Origin of the sequence: Bartonella sp. AA81SXKL (assembly GCF_042196945.1) — a bacterium.
Taxonomy (GTDB): domain Bacteria; phylum Pseudomonadota; class Alphaproteobacteria; order Rhizobiales; family Rhizobiaceae; genus Bartonella.
The window spans coordinates 24,931-40,862 of record NZ_JBHIRH010000001.1 but is presented as its reverse complement, the minus strand read 5'-3'; the positions used below and the strand labels follow the sequence as shown (position 1 = coordinate 40,862).

Here is a 15,932-nt window from a genome sequence, read left to right as displayed (position 1 = left end):
TGCTTACTGTTTGCATCTATACCTCTTTACCTCTTTCAAAAGGAAAAGAAGATTTGCTAACAGCAATTTATGCCTTACCGTAAAGCTACAGAGCTTCATTCTTTGTGGATGTGGAATATGGCTATGGCCAAAACGCTTATTACATCATTAGAGATTTGTATTCTGTGGCTCTTTTTCTGTGTTGTGAAACAGAAACAGTTTTTGTCTCTGTTGCTACCAGGCTTCTCTCAAACCTCTCGTTTAGGGTTTCGCCTTTTTTGTTTACTTTTTCATGTGCCGCGTCTGGATTGGCTTTTAGATATTCCCCAAGACGTCTTCTTCCTTGCACGTGTTTGTAAAAAGTGGTCGGAAGATATGGATCCAATTTTTCAGCAGGTAAAGGCGTGTCTGGTTCACATAAGACACCTTTAATATTATCTTTGTGCAGTCTTTCTAATTTAGCAGATTCGGTATGAAGCTTTTTAGCGAGCGCTAAACAAAACATTCCACATTCAGAGGAACTGCGTTGAATGTCCATTTCTGCCATGGCAAAAGAACAGTTGGGCAATTCATGCGCTTTAAGGGCCAATTGCGTCCTTAATGCGAGTACTGCTGGTTTCATATTGTTAAATGTTGTAGGTTCAAAAAATATCACCGATGTTTTGTCCTCTATGGTTTGATGATCAATGAGCGCAAAATGAATTCCCCTATCCTTTGTGTGAATGATAAATCTAGAAGATTGAACGCCGTTTTCGATGGCTTCTTTGAGTGCAAGGGCAAAGTCGTGAGATGACGCTGCCAATTGAAGACGCATGTCGGGATATTTACGATTTGCCTGATCTACCAAGGCTGGCATTAGTTTAAGATCTGTACTTGCATAATCAGCTGTGAACCAACGACCCGTTGAGATATCATCCTCTAAACGGGCAATGATACTTTTTAATTCTTCACGATTGAATGGGATATTTTTGCCTTTTTCACTACTGGATTGTTCTAAATGTGCAGTAAGAGTGTCTAACGATGCATTTGCATGCGCCCTTTCAGGTGCACTTGCCTCTTCTGGTGTTTGTGAGGAATGAGGGAGGGAAGAATCTTGTGGCTTCATACTATTAGCCTCCATATTGATAATCGATAGGTGATATTATCTTCTTCAATTCTGGCTAAACAATGTTTGCAGGAAAGATTTTTAGCTAGAAAAAACAAAGAGATGAAATCATCTTTATTTAAATTACGAAAGATAAAACCCCACGCTTTTCAGAGTCAAAGGTAAGGTATCTTTTTATCTTTTAAGAGATCACGTCGCTTACTGTTTGCATCTATACCTCTTTACCTCTTTCAAAGGGAAAAGAAGATTTGCTAACAGCAATTTATGCCTTACCGTAAAGCTACAGAGCTTCATTCTTCGTGGATGTGGAATATGGCTATGGCCAAAACGCTTATTACATCATTAGAGATTTGTATTCTGTGGCTCTTTTTCTGTGTTGTGAAACAGAAACAGTTTTTGTCTCTGTTGCTACCAGGCTTCTCTCAAACCTCTCGTTTAGGGTTTCGCCTTTTTTGTTTACTTTTTCATGTGCCGCGTCTGGATTGGCTTTTAGATATTCCCCAAGACGTCTTCTGCCTTGCACGTGTTTGTATAAACGAGCTGGAAGATATGGATCTAATTTTTCAGCAGGTAAAGGCGTGTCTGGTTCACATAACACACCCTTAATATTATCTTTGTGTAGTCTTTCTAATTTTTGAGCTTCGAGATAAAGCTTTTTGGCAAGGCTTAAGCTGAACATCCCACATTCAGAGGAGCTTCGTTGAATATCCATTTCTACCATGGCAAAATGAATATTCGGAAATTGGTGATGTTCAATGGATTGTCGCGTCCTTAATGCAAGTAATGCGGGAAGCGTGTCACGCAGTAAGGTCGGTTCAAAAAAGATCAAAGATGTTTTATTATCAATGGTTTGATGATCGACAACCGCAAAATGAATTCCCCTATCTTGTGCGTTAACGATCAGCCTAGAAGATTTTATGCCCTTTTCGAGCGTTTCTTTGAGTGCAAGGGCAAAGCCGTCAGGGGGGCTTGTAAGTTTGAGATTCATCTCTGGATATTTACGATTTGCTTGATCGACCAAGGCTGGCATCATGTAAAGATCTAAAATATCATAATAATTTTTGATCCAACTGCCATCGGCATTATGCTGTTCTAAACCAGCAACAATATCTTTTAACTCGGCACGGTTGAAAGGGGTGTTTTTTATTTTTTCAATGTTAAGCCGTTCTAAATGTGCAGTAAGAGTGTCTAATGATGCATTTGCATGCGCTCCTTCAGGTGCGCTTGCTCCTTCTGGTGTTTGTGAGGAATGAGGTGGGGGAGAATCTTGTGGCTTCATAATCTTAGCCTCTATGTTGATGATCGATAGGTGGTATTATCTTCTTCAATTTTGGCTAAACAATGTTTTGAAAAACAAGCCTTTGCATCTTGAAAGGTGAGGCGATGAGAGCATAATGATGCCGTTTTCATATTTTTATGCGTGTATTGCTCATCATTGCTGTGATGTATTATATTGGTATTTTATGGGGGGATTATTAGGGCGTTCTATTGGGAGCCCGTGAATACGGCTTGTTTTGAAAATCTCAAAATTATAGAGTTGTTGGTGATGCAAATTGGGTGATGCAAAAGAAAACAGTCAGAAAAAGACGAAAGATACCTTCAAACCGTAAAGTTTTAAACATTGTCGCAAGACACACTGTTTTATAACAGTCTATAATAACTTATAATAGCCTATAATAATGCGAAAATTTTATGATGAAATCTGGACACAGAAAACCCCTTACCGCACCCGTCATTAAATACGATTTTTCAGATTCTGTCAACCGCAAAACGATTATTTTTCCTCCTTTATCGCGGGAAAAATCTACAGAAAAAAGCTCATTCATTGGCTATGCAGCAAAATATCTTGTTTTAATGGAAAAGTTTTTGATGTGGCAAAAAACATTTTCTCCTTTGAGAAAGGAGGGGACAAGATGAAGGGAGAATTGTGGTTTTGAAATCCGTGGTATTTTATTGATGGAATTGGGAAGGCGGTGGTTGGAAGGTATTGCGGGGGCAAAGCTTTAGGTATTGCGCAGGGGGTGTTCCGAGGGGGGTGTTCCGAGGGGGATGACGAGGTGGGGGGCTCGTGGGTGCTTAGAGGCGTGATGGCCCTTCGAGTGGCTGTTGGGGTCTCTAAAGATTTCTGTATAAAGATTTATTGAGTAAATGCTTTTTCTCCTTTGAGAAAGGAGGGGACAAGATGAAGGGAGAATTGTGGTTTTGAAATCCGTGGTATTTTATTGATGAAATTGGGAAGGCAGTGGCTGGATGGTGTTTGCGGGGCAAAGCTTTAGGTGTTGGCGATTTGTGCGGGTGAATTGGGGCTATGCTGGCTGTCGTATTAGTGGTGATGTGATGGGGGGGGAGGGTTATCGGTGCAGTTGTTGATGAGGGAGGAGATTGTTGGTAGGGGCTTTTTCTTTCGTTTAAGGGATGATGCTTTTAATTGTGTCAAAAATCAACGGGTTGTTTTAATGATAAGCTATTTATTTATAGTGGATATTTTATCGTTATTTATCTTGAATGAGAAACCCAGATTATGCTGAAATAAAAGCCATAGCTCTTGTCCGTCATAAGATCAGAAGAGCCATATAGAATTGTACAAGAAAAGACGTAAAATGACGATAATGAATTGTCTGAAGAGCTAAGGATGTCGCGATATTGGGTGAAGTGTATGATGAGGGTGGTTTGTTACAATGGGGGTAGAGGGAAGAATGTTGCTGTTTTAAAGAGGGGGCAATATTTATCCTGTCCATGCCGTGAATATGCTGTGAAATATTGTCCTTTGAGGCATGGATTAAGTGAGGTATGGGTAGATATAAGGTTAAGTCTCTTTGACAGTTGAAGTATTTTTTTAAAGGGCGTGGTGGATATTTTTAAGCTTGTTTGTTGTGCGCTTTAAGCTTGTTAACCCATGAAATTTTATGAAAGGGCATGCTCAGTGGATCTCAAGTGTCACTTGCCAAAGGGGGACTTTATAAAGGCGCTGGTTATAAAGAGGCATGTTATAAAAGGAGGGGGAGAATCTTTATCCTGTGAGGAGGAGGAAATGATGGGTGTTTTAGCCAAGGCTCTTTTGGGTAGAACTGTCAAAATGTTTATAAAGGGCATCAAGAATAATACGCAACGAACCAACAAGATTAGGCAGCGGTTGATCTTCTATAACAAGATAGTGTAATGCCGCATGAAAGTTGTGTTGACGATGTAGATATTGTGCTTCTTTAATCGCTTCTTGCATAGCTTCATAGTGTTCGGTTGCTCTTTGGACCCATTGCTTTTTTGCTTTCTCATCTGATGCGCTGTGCGTAAAACCATCATAATAACCGTTTGGTAAACCTTTTGCACATAAATAGTCGTTTCTAATTTGCAAGTATTGTTGCGCCGTGTCATATTGCTCTTTACTGATGCCTGATGAAGCCTCTTTATAGCCAAGCAAACAAAGACGCCCAATATAGGTTCCGACAAGCGGATTTTTTGCTTCTTCGAAGCTTAAACCAAAGTGTTTTGCACGCATTTCAATCGCAGATTGAAGCGCAGATTCGCTGGAATTTTGGGCACGTGAAATACAGCTATTGGGCTCTCGCTTTCCTGTTATTTTCGATCTACCGCGTTTTTTACGTATTTTCATGAACTTAACCATTTGAATGAAAAAGAAACTGTCTGTTGATGGGGGACAGTGATGTAAAAAGCACTTGGCGCAAATATTGGGGGGAGCAAATACTTAAGAGGGGGAAAATACTTAAAAAGAGGAAAATACTGGGGGAGTGAGCAAATACTGGGAAATATCAGCCGTTGCAGATCAAAAAACAAACGATACTAAAGGCGTTTTAAATGCAAAGAAAAGCAACGGTGTGGGGCGAAAAAATCATCTTTAAGGTGGTTTCTTACCTTTTTTATCTTATCCCTATCAGTCTTATCTTCCGCCCCTGTCATGCTTATTTTTTTATTGCTAGCGGATTATTTGCTTTTTAAATATTTCTTAACTGTTCTTGAGAGATTGAAGGAAAATTTTTGTCAAATGTGAATGAAAAAATAACAATGGATTTCAAGGGCATGTCATCGTCTTTCTAATAGGAAGTTTTTTCTAATGGGATTATTTGTCTCTTTTTTCACGAGCGCTTTGTGGAAATTTTTCAATTCCACTTTTGAAAGGTCATTGTTTTCTTAAGTTGGAAGCTTTTTATTTGGGTTCTCTTATTTTTTTGTTGTTGGGCGCTTTCCCAAGATATTTGATATACATCACGCTGTTAAGCATACTTTTATCCTTTATAGGAGATATATTGTCTTCTGTTGAGTGGCAGAGAGCGGCAAAAAGCAAACCTCCGCATTCTATTATAGTAGCATAAGATGCCCTATATTTTCAAATAAAATATCGTTTATCGGCTTAAAATAAACTGTGAATGATCTCGCTATTTTGTTTGGTGTATCCTTTATAGCGTATAAAAATCTCCGTTTTAATGGATCTCATCATAAGACGAGGGGATGTCGTTTAAAGGACGGAATGCATTATCGAAAGAAGCTGTTTTTATAAGTGGAAAATGCCTTTATAAAAAGATGCTTTTATAGGAGATGCCTTGATGAATGTAGGGGCTGTGAGATATTTCATCTTTAATGAAGAATTTTTAAATCTCCACCTTTTTGATTAAGAAGCTTTCAAATGAGGATTAAGGTTGTTTGTCGCACGTTTTTCATACTGGATAATCGATTGCTTGTTTGACTTTGTTTTGTGTTGCTTTTTAAAGAGCCATGTCTTAGGGCTCTCTTTTGCCCATTTTTCAAGGGTGCTCATGAAGGGTATAACGATAAAGTCCCCAATGAAATCCATATAAAGTTTGAATAATATAAAATCTATTGCACACTTCCATTTTTACGCTTGTGAAGAAGAAAGTCCGTAGCATCACACATTTTGCCAGTCCTCTTGATCAAGACGTTTTACTCTATAGAGAAAGGGCAACAATGCTTTTAAAGACCTTGGGGTGGAGGGGGAAAATTGAAAGAGAAGAGGGACATCTATTTATTTACGAGACCGTGAAGGACAGTTTCTCTCTCTGGATGAAAAAGATTTTGTGCAATTTAATTATGGAATTGTAGGAGGCGCTGGTATTCATGCGGCGGCGTGCCAAATAATTAATCCTTATCATTTTAGGGCTTTGCCAGATTGACAACGAGGCTTTAAGGCAAAGGGATTGGAAATTTTTGAGGAAAAGGTAAGCCGTCCAGTGATTACGTTGTGCACTCGAGAAAGCTTGAGAAGAGGCAATGACTAAGGTTGATTTGGGACTGAGGTTGATCTTGGCCGCGTGCTTGGCTTTCAATAGAACACCCTTCCTTGGGAAAAGGGGTGTTTTGGCTTGTAAGCGCGCATGTATCAGCGCGTATAGGGCAATGAATAAAATATTTAGAAGGGAGATTATAGTGCTTGCATTACTCTGAGAAGGGTGCTAAGCGAATTTACCGCGCTGGTGGCGTGCTATCAAATATTGAAGAGTGGGAATTTTAGAAGTGAGGGGAGTATCCGTATGATCGAAGATAAATCACAACACCAATCTGCCCATAAGGGAGATAAGGCTTTTGTATCGCAGCCAGTGTTGGATCAATCAGAAGCTTTCAAAAAATGGACGGCTCTCTCAACAGGCGATTATATCATCATTTGTTGTTTGGCTATCCTCTTGTTGGTGCTTTTTTCCGCGTCTGCCTATATGAGCCCTTTGGAATTTTTTCACGTTATATCCAAGGAACAGCTCCAAGCACTGGGAAAAATGAAACAAGAAAGTCTTCAGGAAAGTCTTAAACACCCATTCCAAAATCCTATAATTCAGCACGTTCTTGATGCGGGGTGGAATAGTGTTTGGGCTTTTTTATGTCTCTTGCCGCAAATAATTTTTGGCGTTCTTTTTGGGTTGTTTCCGCTCTTTTTTGTCTTTAACGCCGTATTTAAACGGGATGTGAAGGAAATGATGCTACAATGGGAAAACTTACCAGAGCAGAAACAGCTATACAACCAATCTCTTAACAGAAGACAATAGGGGGAAAAGTGAGCGCTTCTTTAATCATTGGAATGTTGATTGCCGTAGGGACGGCAATTTTTATTTGTTCTGCAATTTTTATGGTATTCCTTTCTACCGTGGTGACAATCGTTGCACTTTATTATTCGTTGATAAAACGGACAATCTTGTTATTGGCGACGCAGCGAAAATTAAAAAAGGGTGCAGCGCAGAATTTGAGGCATAATCAGGCAGAGGGTAGGGGACAGAATACAGTTCTTGCAACACAGTTGCGTGCCTTTTCTTTTCAAGAATCTTTGCTTCTCTCAAAAAAAGATTATTTTATGATCTTTTCTATCGCCTTCGTTATGGTTGCACTTAGCACAGGTGTTGTCGTTTTTTCAGCTTTTCTTCCAAAATCTGCGGTTTTTTTGCACAATTACGTGCCTATGATGGTGCTTCACATTATTGATTTTGTCATGCGACTGCTGTTTTGGGTCTGGACATGTATTGTTGTTTCTTTACCTGTCATTTTAATTCTCCATAGTCTCCTTCAGTATGGCGTGCAAGAAACAGTAAAGGAATTAGAAACATTTGCTTGAGAAGAAAATAAAAATGATGATTTCACATCAATGCGATAGGGAAAAAAAGGGAGCATTATGATGCAGCATTTGGTTTTTTTAGGGTTCATTATCATTGCCATTTTAATGGTTATGGTTATGGTCAGGTTTCCTTACCTGTTGATCAAATATATCAGGTTATCTTTTAAACTCTCTCAAGGCTTGAAAAAGAGTACGACGCAACAAAAGCAAGCCATACAACAATTGCGCAATGATCTGGGAGAAATGAAAAGACACAATCTCGCCCATAAGACCCTTGATGCGAAAATGCGCTTTCTTAACTTCAAAGAATCTCTGCCTTTTTATTCAAAAGAATGTAAAATAATCTTTTTTATCCTTATTCTCTTTTCTGTTTTGCAATCTGCTTTCTCTATTGCAAATTTGGTATGGTGGAAAAATGATAGTGTTGCCTTTATCATGCAGCTGTTGAGCCTTATATGGTTAGGGGTTCTTCTCTTTTTTCCGATCATTGGGATCATGTGCATAAAATTAACGAGAAAATTGAACAAAATACTTCCACAATTGGAAGAAGCGATACAACAACGCGATCAGGCAATGCGTATGCAGAATGTGGAAGGGGGACAAAATGACGAGTAGTCTTATAACATTAATAGCCATTTCTTTCCTGTGTTTTACGCTCTTAAATGTTTTAATATGGGCGCCAATCGTTGTCATTTATTACCTGTTTATCAAGCGTGCGAGGCTTTATTGTCGCGTGAAAAAGGAACTGAAATGCGTGCTTAATGAACGCGATATCGCCTTAAAACAGAACTCCCCAAAATAAAAAGCAGCAGAATGTTTGATAAAAAGCAGCTTTCTCTTGTTTGGCAAGACTATAAAAAAATATTCTATCTTTCTACGGTCATGGCGACTGCTCCAATAGTTATAACTGTTGTCGTTAAGATATGGAGAGGGCAGGACTTTGTTTCTCTTGTCGTATTCGAGCCACTGGCATGGATGCTTGCCTGTACTTTTTTATTCTTACCGATTGTTTTTATTATGCGTTTTATCGTGACCCGTCAGTTGAACAAAATGATACGGCAATTAGAAGAAGAGGTTGAGCAGAAAGGAGCTCCCGTCATATTATACGATGTGAGCGAGGGGAAAATGAGCGAGGGGAAAAAGTGAAGAGAGGCTTTCGTTGAGCCTTGCCTTTGACTTGTTCATTAAGGAGCATGGGGGACACTTCTCGTTTTATGCCTTTTTATATTTGTGTCGTGTTTTTGAGAAAAATTGAGGCTCTTGCTTGAGTGCTGGGGGGAAAATGAAGAGGGGCTGCTCTTGGACTTTACTTGCTGTTGTTCTCTTAAAGAGAGAAAATCTTGTAACTTATTTTCTTTTTATCAAGCATAAAAATGTGTCTTACCAAGCGATATTGAGAGCGAAAAATCTATACTTAAAGCAAAAGATATTCTGGTGTTTGGGGAAGAAAAGCCCATTTTTTGCAGGTGGAGAGGCAAGACGCATAGAGAAGGTGAGCCAAAAGCACACGTTTTGCTCCATAGAAAGTGTAACAGTGCTTTTAAAAAGCTTGAGGTGGAGGGAGAAAATTGAAAGAAAAGAGGGACATCTATTTATTTACGAGACCGTGAAGGACAGTTTCTCTCTCTGGATGAAAAAGGTTTTGTGCAATTTGGTTATGGAATTGTGAGAGGCGCTGGTATTCATGCGGCGGCTTGCCAAATGATTAATCCTTATCATTTTAGGGCTTTATCATTTTGGGGGGGGCCAGATTGACAACGAGGCATTGAGGCAAAGGGGTAGATTTTAAGGCAAAGGGATTGAAATTTCTTGAGGAAGAGGTAAGCGTAAGGCATTTATGCTGTGTACTTGAGGAAGTTTTTGATGAGGGCAATGAATGAGGTTGATCTGGGACTGAGGTTGATCTTGTCTGCGTGCTTGGCTTTCAATAGAACACCCTTCCTTGGGAAAAGGAAATTGTGCTATCTCTCAAGTGGCTTCTTCTTTACTTGCACACCCTTGGGGCTTTGGTATTGAGGGCTGATGTTAACATTTGGCAGCTTTCTCATAAAAACTTTATGGAAGATGAAAGTTTGGGCTTTGAAAAAAAATATCGAAAAAATCTATTTGGGCCGGTTTTGCTAGATGATTCAAATCGTCATAAAGACAAAGCAACTTCGTTACGATTTTCTTGCACTCGTTTGCTTCTTCTTTGGAAAGCAGCTTATCTTCCTGAAAATAAAAAGAGCACTTAGAATTTTAGAACCATAGACCCAAATTTGTGCAATAGAAGAAGATATTTTTATGAAAATTTGATCGAGGAGAAAAGAGAAGCCTTAAGACAATAGGGGGTACACTGTGAGTGATGAAAACATGATGTTTGAAGGTGATGGAAAAAAATGCACCGCTGATATTGTCTTTATAAAAGATGAGGGATACAAGCGCGTGATATTGATTGAACCCTCATCCATTGTGAGGACGAAAGCTTCGGTTCATGAAAATGGCTTAGAAATTGAAACAAATGAGGGGTAAAAAATGAGGGGCAATGGAAAAAATGCATCATTGGATGAAGAACCACGGTCTTTTTCGCTGGAAGAAGCGTTTCTGACACGCAAAAATTATAAAGTCATCTTTTGTATTGCTTTCATTGTGTCAGCTTTTATAATGGCATTCTTTATGTTTTTTAAGTGGGATTTGACAGGGTGGTGGAATTATATCCTGTTCATTTTAACATTAATATTGGTTTTTATATCAGCGCTTCTTTTTGTACTCATTCCTGTTGCCTTTGTGGTTCGTATCATTTTTACACGTTTGTTGAAAAAAAAGATCGAGCAGTTGGATCAAGCACTCTGGAAGCGAAGAAAAACGGCTTACCAACAAAACAGCGTGTGAAGGGCGGGCAGAAAATGAATACTGGTCTTTATATATTCTCATGCATTGTAGGAGAGTTTCTATTCGTACGATGTTTGAAGGTGATGGAAAAAATGCACCCTTGATATTGTCTTTATAAAAGATGAGGGATACAAGATAAAAGATGAGGGATACAAGCGCTTGATATTGATTGAACCCTCATTCATTGTGAGGACGAAAGCTTCGGTTCATGAAAATGGCTTAGAAATTGAGACAAATGAGGGGTAAAAAATGAGGGGCAATGGAAAAAATGCACCATTGGATGAAGAATTACGGTCTTTTGCGCTTGAAGAAGCGTTTCTGACACGCAAAAATTATAAAGTCATCTTTTGTATTGCTTTCATTGTGGCAGCTTTAAGAACGGCTCTTCGCTTCGTACCCATGTTGCTTGGGTGGAAGTTGGCGGAGTGGGAAGGGGATGTCGTGGCAGCTCTCTCGTTAATCATGTGGCTTATATCATGGTTTATTTTTTTGTTCATCCCTGTTGCCTTTGTGGTTCGTATCATTTTCACGGTTCTGTTGAAAGAAAAGGTCGATATGTTGGAGCAAGCAATCTGGAAGCGGAGAAAAACCGCTTCTCAACAAAACAGCGCATGAAGGGGCGGAGAAAATGATAGATATTAAAATGATGGATATTATTGTTGTACTCTCGTGGGGTGTGGGCTTGACGCTTTTCACGCTGCTTTCTGCCGTGGTCGTGATGTTTATTTGGGCATTGTATTACTCTACTTTCAAGCGGGTGAGACTGTATTGCCAAGTGACAAAAGAATTAAGCCGCGTGCTTGAACAACCTGTCGCTTTTGAGCCGTCTAGTGGAGCAACGCCGATGATTAAGCTGTTATCTGAGGAAAAAGAGTTTTCTCTTTCTGATGAGGAAATCTTAACGATGGAAAGTGCAACGGCGCTTTTAAAGAGTTTGGGGTGGAAGGTGGAAATTGAGGGAAAAGGAGATCATTTGGCCACCTATTATTTACCAGATCGTGAAGTGCAGTTTCTTTATAATGCTGAGAAGGGGTATCCGCGATTTGATTGTGCAATTGCGGTGGTTTCTGGTATCCATGCGGCGGCTTGCCAAACAATAGACCCTTATAATTCTGGAGGTTTGATTGCTCTTGAATTGAGTTTTGATGTGAAGGGGTTGGAAATTTTTGAAGAAAAGGTAAGCGTTGGATGTTTACGTCGTGCACTCGAGAAGGCTTTAGAAAAGGCAATGACTGAGGTTGATCTTGGCAAGATGCTTCACTCTCAATATAGAATCTTGCCTTGGGAAAACAAAACGGTGGTCCCTCGGTTGGCTTCTTATTCCCTGCGTTATCTTGCAGCTCTGGCTTTGATGGGCGATGTTGAAAATTTACACTCTTATCACAAAAGCTTTATGGAAGGTGAGAAGCTGGGCTTTGAAACAAGCATCGAAGAAGAGCATCTGGAACGCGCAATGGTGATTGCTCAGGCGGTAGAAAAGACAAAGCAACCCAGTTACGATTTGCTTCAACAGGCGGCAAAGGATTTTTCCATGGAGGTGGAAAGCTATGAATGTTTTAGAGCTACAGATCCCAATTTGTGCAATAGAAGAAGAGATTCTTATGAAAATTTGATCGAGGAAAAAAGACAAGAATTAAGGCAACAGGGATATTTTGTTTACGAAAAGGACGCGATTTGTGAGGTTGATGGAAAAAACTATCGTCCTCATATTCTTTACATAAAGGATGGGGAGTTAGAATATATGGATGTAGAAATTAGGATTGATGAAAAAATTTATTGAGAAAAATAAAGAGTTTAGATAAGTTAAAAAGAGCTTAAACCTAAAAATAATGCGTAAAAAGCGCGAAGCGTAAAAGCAGAGGGGAACAATGCAGGAGAAAAAAGCAACATTTGAAGAGTCTTTCTTTTCATTTAGAAAATTTATGGTGTCTTCAGTGGAAAGGCGCAAAGGGGTGGGACGGTGTAAAATAATAGGGCACCGCTTTTTCATCATGTTTTGTACATGCCTTATCATGATGGCTTTAGAAGTTCCTGCGGGTGCAAAGTCTCTGGTACAGCCGTTGCAATGGACAAGATGGGAAGGAATTGGTTCTCTTATTTTTCTCTTACCAGTGTTGATTTGGTTTTGTCTTCTCACACCCCTTCCTATTTTGTGGGGCATTTGTCGTTTTAAAGAGCGTAAATTGGAAAAAATAAAGAAAAAACTAAAAGAAAAAATAAAGCAGCAAGAGATTAATCAATGAGGTTATACGCATGAGGAGTGAGGCCGCGGTTTTTGTTTTGTTTCTGCCGATTGGATGTTTTCTTCTAAATGCAGTTACAGTTTTTGCCATTTTTGTGAATATGATTATTGTGGCGCCTTATTATTCTTTAATAAAGCGTTTGAGGCTCTATTACAGAGTGAAAAAACAAAGACGTTTGATGAAAGAACATCCACAGCGTTTTTGTTTCTTTGAAAAAAGCGGAAAAGGGAAAGAGAGAGTGCCGCAAAACTTAGCACTAGAAACAAAGATAAGTTCCTATTCGTTAAAAAAATGGCTCGCTTTTTCACGCAAAGATTATATCCTCCACGCATGCCTCTCTTTCATCATTATATTTTTCAAAGCTTATGTCTATGTGATTTTCTTTAAAGGGATAGATGAGATAGATGAGAGCAGATTTGAATATTTTGCCATTCTCTTGCTTTTCTGGTTTTTTTTATCGGTATGTATTTTTGCAACGATCCCTGTTGTTGTGATCCTTCGTGAAATTTTAACTCATCGATTGAAAAAGAAGATTCAGCAATTGGAAGAAGTGACTGAAGCAACCCAATCAATCAATTTATAAAGAGAAGGGAATAAAATGCATTACGCAATGGCGGCAGCTTACACGCTGATTTTGATCATTCTGCTGGGGGGTGTTTTTGATTTTTTCTTAACAATACCCATTGTGGCACTGTATATTTCTTTTATCAAGCGTTTGATATCGTATTACAAGGTTACGCGGCAATTAAATGCAGCGCTGAAAAAGCGCATGTAGTGCTCGTGTCATGGGGGAGGTGTGAGTTTTAGATCATGCCATTGCTTCATGACGTGGGAGGAGGGCATCGATTGTTTTTCTCATTTTACGCTGATCTCTGGGGGAAAAGGGTTGATGGCAATGAATAGGCTGGTGATAGGTTTGTAATAGGCTGGTGATAGGCTTTAATGGGGCTGTTGATCGGAAGTTTTGTTATTTTCTGTGAATTTGCAAAATCGTAAAAACGTGAAACTGTAATAGGGCGTGTGGTTGGTCAAGAGCCGTGACGGTTGTGGGGCGGTTGGGGAGAAAAGGTACCAATGGAGGCGTAAAGGTTGGATTGTGCAATGCGTCAAAATTGGAATGGGGGAATGGAGGGCGTTGGGGGAAAAGGGCTGTTGGCAATGAATAGGCTGATGATAGGCTTTAATGGGGCTGTTTATCGGAAGTGTTGTTATTTTCTGTGAATTTGCAAAATCGTAAAAACGTGTAACTGTAAAATGGTGTGTGTGGTTGGTCAAGGGCTGTGATGGTTGTGGGGCGGTTGGGGAGAAAAGGTGCCAATGGAGGCGTAAAGGTTGGATTGTGCAATGCGTCAAAATTGGAATGGGGGAATGGAGGGCGTTGGGGGAAAAGGGCTGTTGGCAATGAATAGGCTTGTATAGGCTTGTAATAGGCTTTAATGGGGCAGTTGATCGGAAGTTTGTTGTTTTCTGTGAATTTGCAAAATCGTAAAAACGTGGAACTGTAATAGGGCGTGTGGTTGGTCAAGAGCCGTGATGGTTGTGAGAGGGGGATAAGCCCGTGTGAGGAGGAAAAAAGTTTGGTTCTGAAGCTGTTGATATAAGGATGCTGTTTAGAGGCGTAAAGGAGGGGGATTGTTCGTTCTCAAAGCCTATGATGTAAGAGAGTATGAGTTATTTAAGAGGGCGTTCGGGTATGGATAGAGATTGAGGGGGCTCGGCTTCTTTGCATGGCAAGAGGTATTGATCATAAGTTTTGTTTATTCATATGGTTTTTTATGGCATCCAGTACCTGTTGGCTTATCTCCTGATGTGTTAGCCATCGTAAACCTTTTGACGTTGTTTTTTGTCCTAATTGAATGGGGATAAAATCAACCTTGTTTTTGCGCGCGCACTCGAGGATCATTTGATCATGCGTGTTGGAACCAAAAATATGAAGAATACATGGCGGTTTAGGCAAAAGAGCCAACTGCTCAATTAATGCGCAAGAAAATGCATAGGCGGGCGAATGAATCCATAATATGCAATATTTTAGATCATGCCATTGCTTCACAGCTTCTAAAAATTGCGCCTTTGATGCCGCACAATCATAATCCAATGGCACACACATATGCTGTTTTTGCAATGCCTCAAGCTGGACTTTATGGGAAAGAAAGCGTGCAGCAATAATCACTTCTTGCGGCTCTAGTGATTGATACAAAGGGGCAAGCATCCCTGTGCCCCCTACCACTAAATAACGATAGTGCGCATCCTTTTTTTTCATGCCCCCTCCCTTATTGCTTTAAATCCCACCTCTTTGCTTTAAAAATGTGTACATTTCATCAGCAAGTCTTTCACAACGTGTTTGTACCTCTTCACTTATAACTTTCCAAGTACGACCTTCATCATCTGAGGAAAAATCTTCGTTGGAAGAGGCGATTTGACATTGGAGTGCATAGCCATAAAGCGTGCGCACCAACGGCAATAAATGTTCACACGGTTGTGCGCATTTTTTGGCGGTACTTCCATGAGAGATAAGCCCAACAGGTTTATTTAAAAAGGCATTATAGCTCAAATTATCAAGAGCATTTTTTAAAACACCCGAATAAGACCCTTGATAAACGGGGCTTGCTAGAATAACGCCATCAGCCGCTGCAATGGTTTTTACAAACTTACGAACCGCAGCACTTGGATTAGCCTCAACCTGCTGATGATAATCTGGATCTGTCATCGGCAAGGGCTGTTCACGCAAATCAACCCAATGAAGTGATGCACCCCGCTTTATGAGGCAATCGGCTAAATAATTGGCTAAAGTTCTTGTTAAGGAAGGTTGACGCACAGACCCCAAAATAATTGCTATATTCAACAGGATTCTCCTTTATCTTTTCCCCACAAGCCTATAACGCAAGGCTTATAAAGAATTGTGAGTAAAATGGCGCGTATCATTATGCTGTCCATAAAGAGCAATTGTGATGATATCGCATCATCATAGAATCAGTCCATGCTAACAAGATTGTTGACAAAACAACACCTCAAACTTGTAAGAGAATGTTAGTGCTTTCATTAATATTAAAATGCTTGATCTCAAGAATCGCGGCTGTCTCGTGTCTTAGAAGCGCTTTTATGAATATATTCTGAGCTATTGGCTTGCAAGAACTCTAATGAAAAATGGAATGTATCGTCATATTTT

At 39.7% G+C, this 15,932-nt stretch carries 19 protein-coding genes; 14 read left to right on the top strand and 5 right to left on the bottom strand.

The features are described from left to right. Window positions 1-139: 139 nt before the first annotated feature. Complete coding sequence (locus ACFINZ_RS00240; RefSeq protein WP_375684076.1) at window positions 140-1,084, bottom strand: YopJ/AvrA family T3SS effector serine/threonine acetyltransferase; 945 nt, start codon at window positions 1,082-1,084, stop codon at window positions 140-142. Between the two features lie 334 nt (window positions 1,085-1,418). Continuing rightward, entirely contained in the window at window positions 1,419-2,363 is a 945-nt protein-coding gene (locus tag ACFINZ_RS00235) for a YopJ/AvrA family T3SS effector serine/threonine acetyltransferase (RefSeq protein ID WP_375636889.1), read from the bottom strand. Between the two features lie 413 nt (window positions 2,364-2,776). Between ACFINZ_RS00235 and ACFINZ_RS00230 the strand changes: the two genes are divergently transcribed. Then, complete coding sequence (locus ACFINZ_RS00230; protein WP_375633372.1) at window positions 2,777-3,001, top strand: hypothetical protein; 225 nt, start codon at window positions 2,777-2,779, stop codon at window positions 2,999-3,001. Window positions 3,002-4,127: 1,126 nt separating this feature from the next. On the opposite strand, the gene ACFINZ_RS00225 is transcribed toward ACFINZ_RS00230, so the two are convergent. Then, complete coding sequence (locus ACFINZ_RS00225) at window positions 4,128-4,694, bottom strand: hypothetical protein (protein ID WP_375633370.1); 567 nt, start codon at window positions 4,692-4,694, stop codon at window positions 4,128-4,130. Window positions 4,695-6,585: 1,891 nt separating this feature from the next. On the opposite strand from ACFINZ_RS00225, the gene ACFINZ_RS00220 reads away from it, so the two are divergent. From ACFINZ_RS00220 to ACFINZ_RS00160, 13 genes are all read left to right on the top strand, one after another. Continuing rightward, a complete protein-coding gene (locus ACFINZ_RS00220; protein WP_375701094.1) occupies window positions 6,586-7,092 on the top strand; it encodes a hypothetical protein in 507 nt (168 codons plus the stop codon). Window positions 7,093-7,100: 8 nt separating this feature from the next. Continuing rightward, window positions 7,101-7,652, top strand: coding sequence for a hypothetical protein (locus ACFINZ_RS00215; protein ID WP_375655262.1), 552 nt, complete (start codon window positions 7,101-7,103; stop codon window positions 7,650-7,652). 57 nt (window positions 7,653-7,709) lie between these two features. After that, complete coding sequence (locus ACFINZ_RS00210) at window positions 7,710-8,267, top strand: hypothetical protein (RefSeq protein WP_375634501.1); 558 nt, start codon at window positions 7,710-7,712, stop codon at window positions 8,265-8,267. Window positions 8,268-8,465: 198 nt separating this feature from the next. Then, complete coding sequence (locus ACFINZ_RS00205) at window positions 8,466-8,798, top strand: hypothetical protein (protein WP_375636894.1); 333 nt, start codon at window positions 8,466-8,468, stop codon at window positions 8,796-8,798. Between the two features lie 812 nt (window positions 8,799-9,610). Further along, a complete protein-coding gene (locus ACFINZ_RS00200) occupies window positions 9,611-9,886 on the top strand; it encodes a hypothetical protein (protein WP_375684079.1) in 276 nt (91 codons plus the stop codon). Window positions 9,887-9,989: 103 nt separating this feature from the next. After that, the gene (locus tag ACFINZ_RS00195; RefSeq protein ID WP_375684080.1) at window positions 9,990-10,163 is read left to right on the top strand and encodes a hypothetical protein; all 174 of its coding nucleotides are present in this window, start codon (window positions 9,990-9,992) and stop codon (window positions 10,161-10,163) included. Window positions 10,164-10,166: 3 nt separating this feature from the next. Continuing rightward, a complete protein-coding gene (locus ACFINZ_RS00190) occupies window positions 10,167-10,523 on the top strand; it encodes a hypothetical protein (protein WP_375684082.1) in 357 nt (118 codons plus the stop codon). A gap of 249 nt (window positions 10,524-10,772) precedes the next feature. Next, a complete protein-coding gene (locus ACFINZ_RS00185; RefSeq protein ID WP_375671796.1) occupies window positions 10,773-11,138 on the top strand; it encodes a hypothetical protein in 366 nt (121 codons plus the stop codon). Window positions 11,139-11,166: 28 nt separating this feature from the next. Further along, a complete protein-coding gene (locus ACFINZ_RS00180) occupies window positions 11,167-12,303 on the top strand; it encodes a DUF6990 domain-containing protein (protein WP_375671815.1) in 1,137 nt (378 codons plus the stop codon). An 88-nt stretch (window positions 12,304-12,391) separates the two neighbouring features. Beyond that, complete coding sequence (locus ACFINZ_RS00175) at window positions 12,392-12,766, top strand: hypothetical protein (protein WP_375627743.1); 375 nt, start codon at window positions 12,392-12,394, stop codon at window positions 12,764-12,766. A gap of 10 nt (window positions 12,767-12,776) precedes the next feature. Further along, window positions 12,777-13,349, top strand: a complete 573-nt coding sequence (locus tag ACFINZ_RS00170) for a hypothetical protein (RefSeq protein WP_375633360.1) — start codon at window positions 12,777-12,779, stop codon at window positions 13,347-13,349. Between the two features lie 454 nt (window positions 13,350-13,803). Beyond that, window positions 13,804-13,932 carry a hypothetical protein gene (locus tag ACFINZ_RS00165; RefSeq protein WP_375681113.1) on the top strand — a complete coding sequence of 43 codons (129 nt, stop codon included), beginning with the start codon at window positions 13,804-13,806 and terminating at the stop codon, window positions 13,930-13,932. 93 nt (window positions 13,933-14,025) lie between these two features. Beyond that, window positions 14,026-14,175, top strand: a complete 150-nt coding sequence (locus tag ACFINZ_RS00160; protein ID WP_375682401.1) for a hypothetical protein — start codon at window positions 14,026-14,028, stop codon at window positions 14,173-14,175. Window positions 14,176-14,510: 335 nt separating this feature from the next. On the opposite strand, the gene ACFINZ_RS00155 is transcribed toward ACFINZ_RS00160, so the two are convergent. Then, window positions 14,511-15,026: a short-chain dehydrogenase gene (locus ACFINZ_RS00155; RefSeq protein WP_375634511.1), complete on the bottom strand. Its 516-nt coding sequence runs from the start codon at window positions 15,024-15,026 to the stop codon at window positions 14,511-14,513. Window positions 15,027-15,044: 18 nt separating this feature from the next. Further along, on the bottom strand, window positions 15,045-15,608 hold the full coding sequence (locus ACFINZ_RS00150) for an NADPH-dependent FMN reductase (protein WP_375634512.1): 564 nt from the start codon (window positions 15,606-15,608) through the stop codon (window positions 15,045-15,047). Window positions 15,609-15,932 lie beyond the last annotated feature (324 nt).

Excerpts from the sequence above, each read along its gene's own strand:
- ACFINZ_RS00240 (WP_375684076.1), bottom strand. The coding sequence starts at position 1,084 with ATGAAGCCACAAGATTCTTCCCTCCCTCATTCCTCACAAACACCAGAA.
- ACFINZ_RS00235 (WP_375636889.1), bottom strand. The coding sequence starts at position 2,363 with ATGAAGCCACAAGATTCTCCCCCACCTCATTCCTCACAAACACCAGAA.
- ACFINZ_RS00230 (WP_375633372.1), top strand. The coding sequence starts at position 2,777 with ATGATGAAATCTGGACACAGAAAACCCCTTACCGCACCCGTCATTAAA.
- ACFINZ_RS00225 (WP_375633370.1), bottom strand. The coding sequence starts at position 4,694 with ATGAAAATACGTAAAAAACGCGGTAGATCGAAAATAACAGGAAAGCGA.
- ACFINZ_RS00220 (WP_375701094.1), top strand. The coding sequence starts at position 6,586 with ATGATCGAAGATAAATCACAACACCAATCTGCCCATAAGGGAGATAAG.
- ACFINZ_RS00210 (WP_375634501.1), top strand. The coding sequence starts at position 7,710 with ATGATGCAGCATTTGGTTTTTTTAGGGTTCATTATCATTGCCATTTTA.
- ACFINZ_RS00205 (WP_375636894.1), top strand. The coding sequence starts at position 8,466 with ATGTTTGATAAAAAGCAGCTTTCTCTTGTTTGGCAAGACTATAAAAAA.
- ACFINZ_RS00190 (WP_375684082.1), top strand. The coding sequence starts at position 10,167 with ATGAGGGGCAATGGAAAAAATGCATCATTGGATGAAGAACCACGGTCT.
- ACFINZ_RS00185 (WP_375671796.1), top strand. The coding sequence starts at position 10,773 with ATGAGGGGCAATGGAAAAAATGCACCATTGGATGAAGAATTACGGTCT.
- ACFINZ_RS00180 (WP_375671815.1), top strand. The coding sequence starts at position 11,167 with ATGATGGATATTATTGTTGTACTCTCGTGGGGTGTGGGCTTGACGCTT.
- ACFINZ_RS00175 (WP_375627743.1), top strand. The coding sequence starts at position 12,392 with ATGCAGGAGAAAAAAGCAACATTTGAAGAGTCTTTCTTTTCATTTAGA.
- ACFINZ_RS00170 (WP_375633360.1), top strand. The coding sequence starts at position 12,777 with ATGAGGAGTGAGGCCGCGGTTTTTGTTTTGTTTCTGCCGATTGGATGT.
- ACFINZ_RS00155 (WP_375634511.1), bottom strand. The coding sequence starts at position 15,026 with ATGAAAAAAAAGGATGCGCACTATCGTTATTTAGTGGTAGGGGGCACA.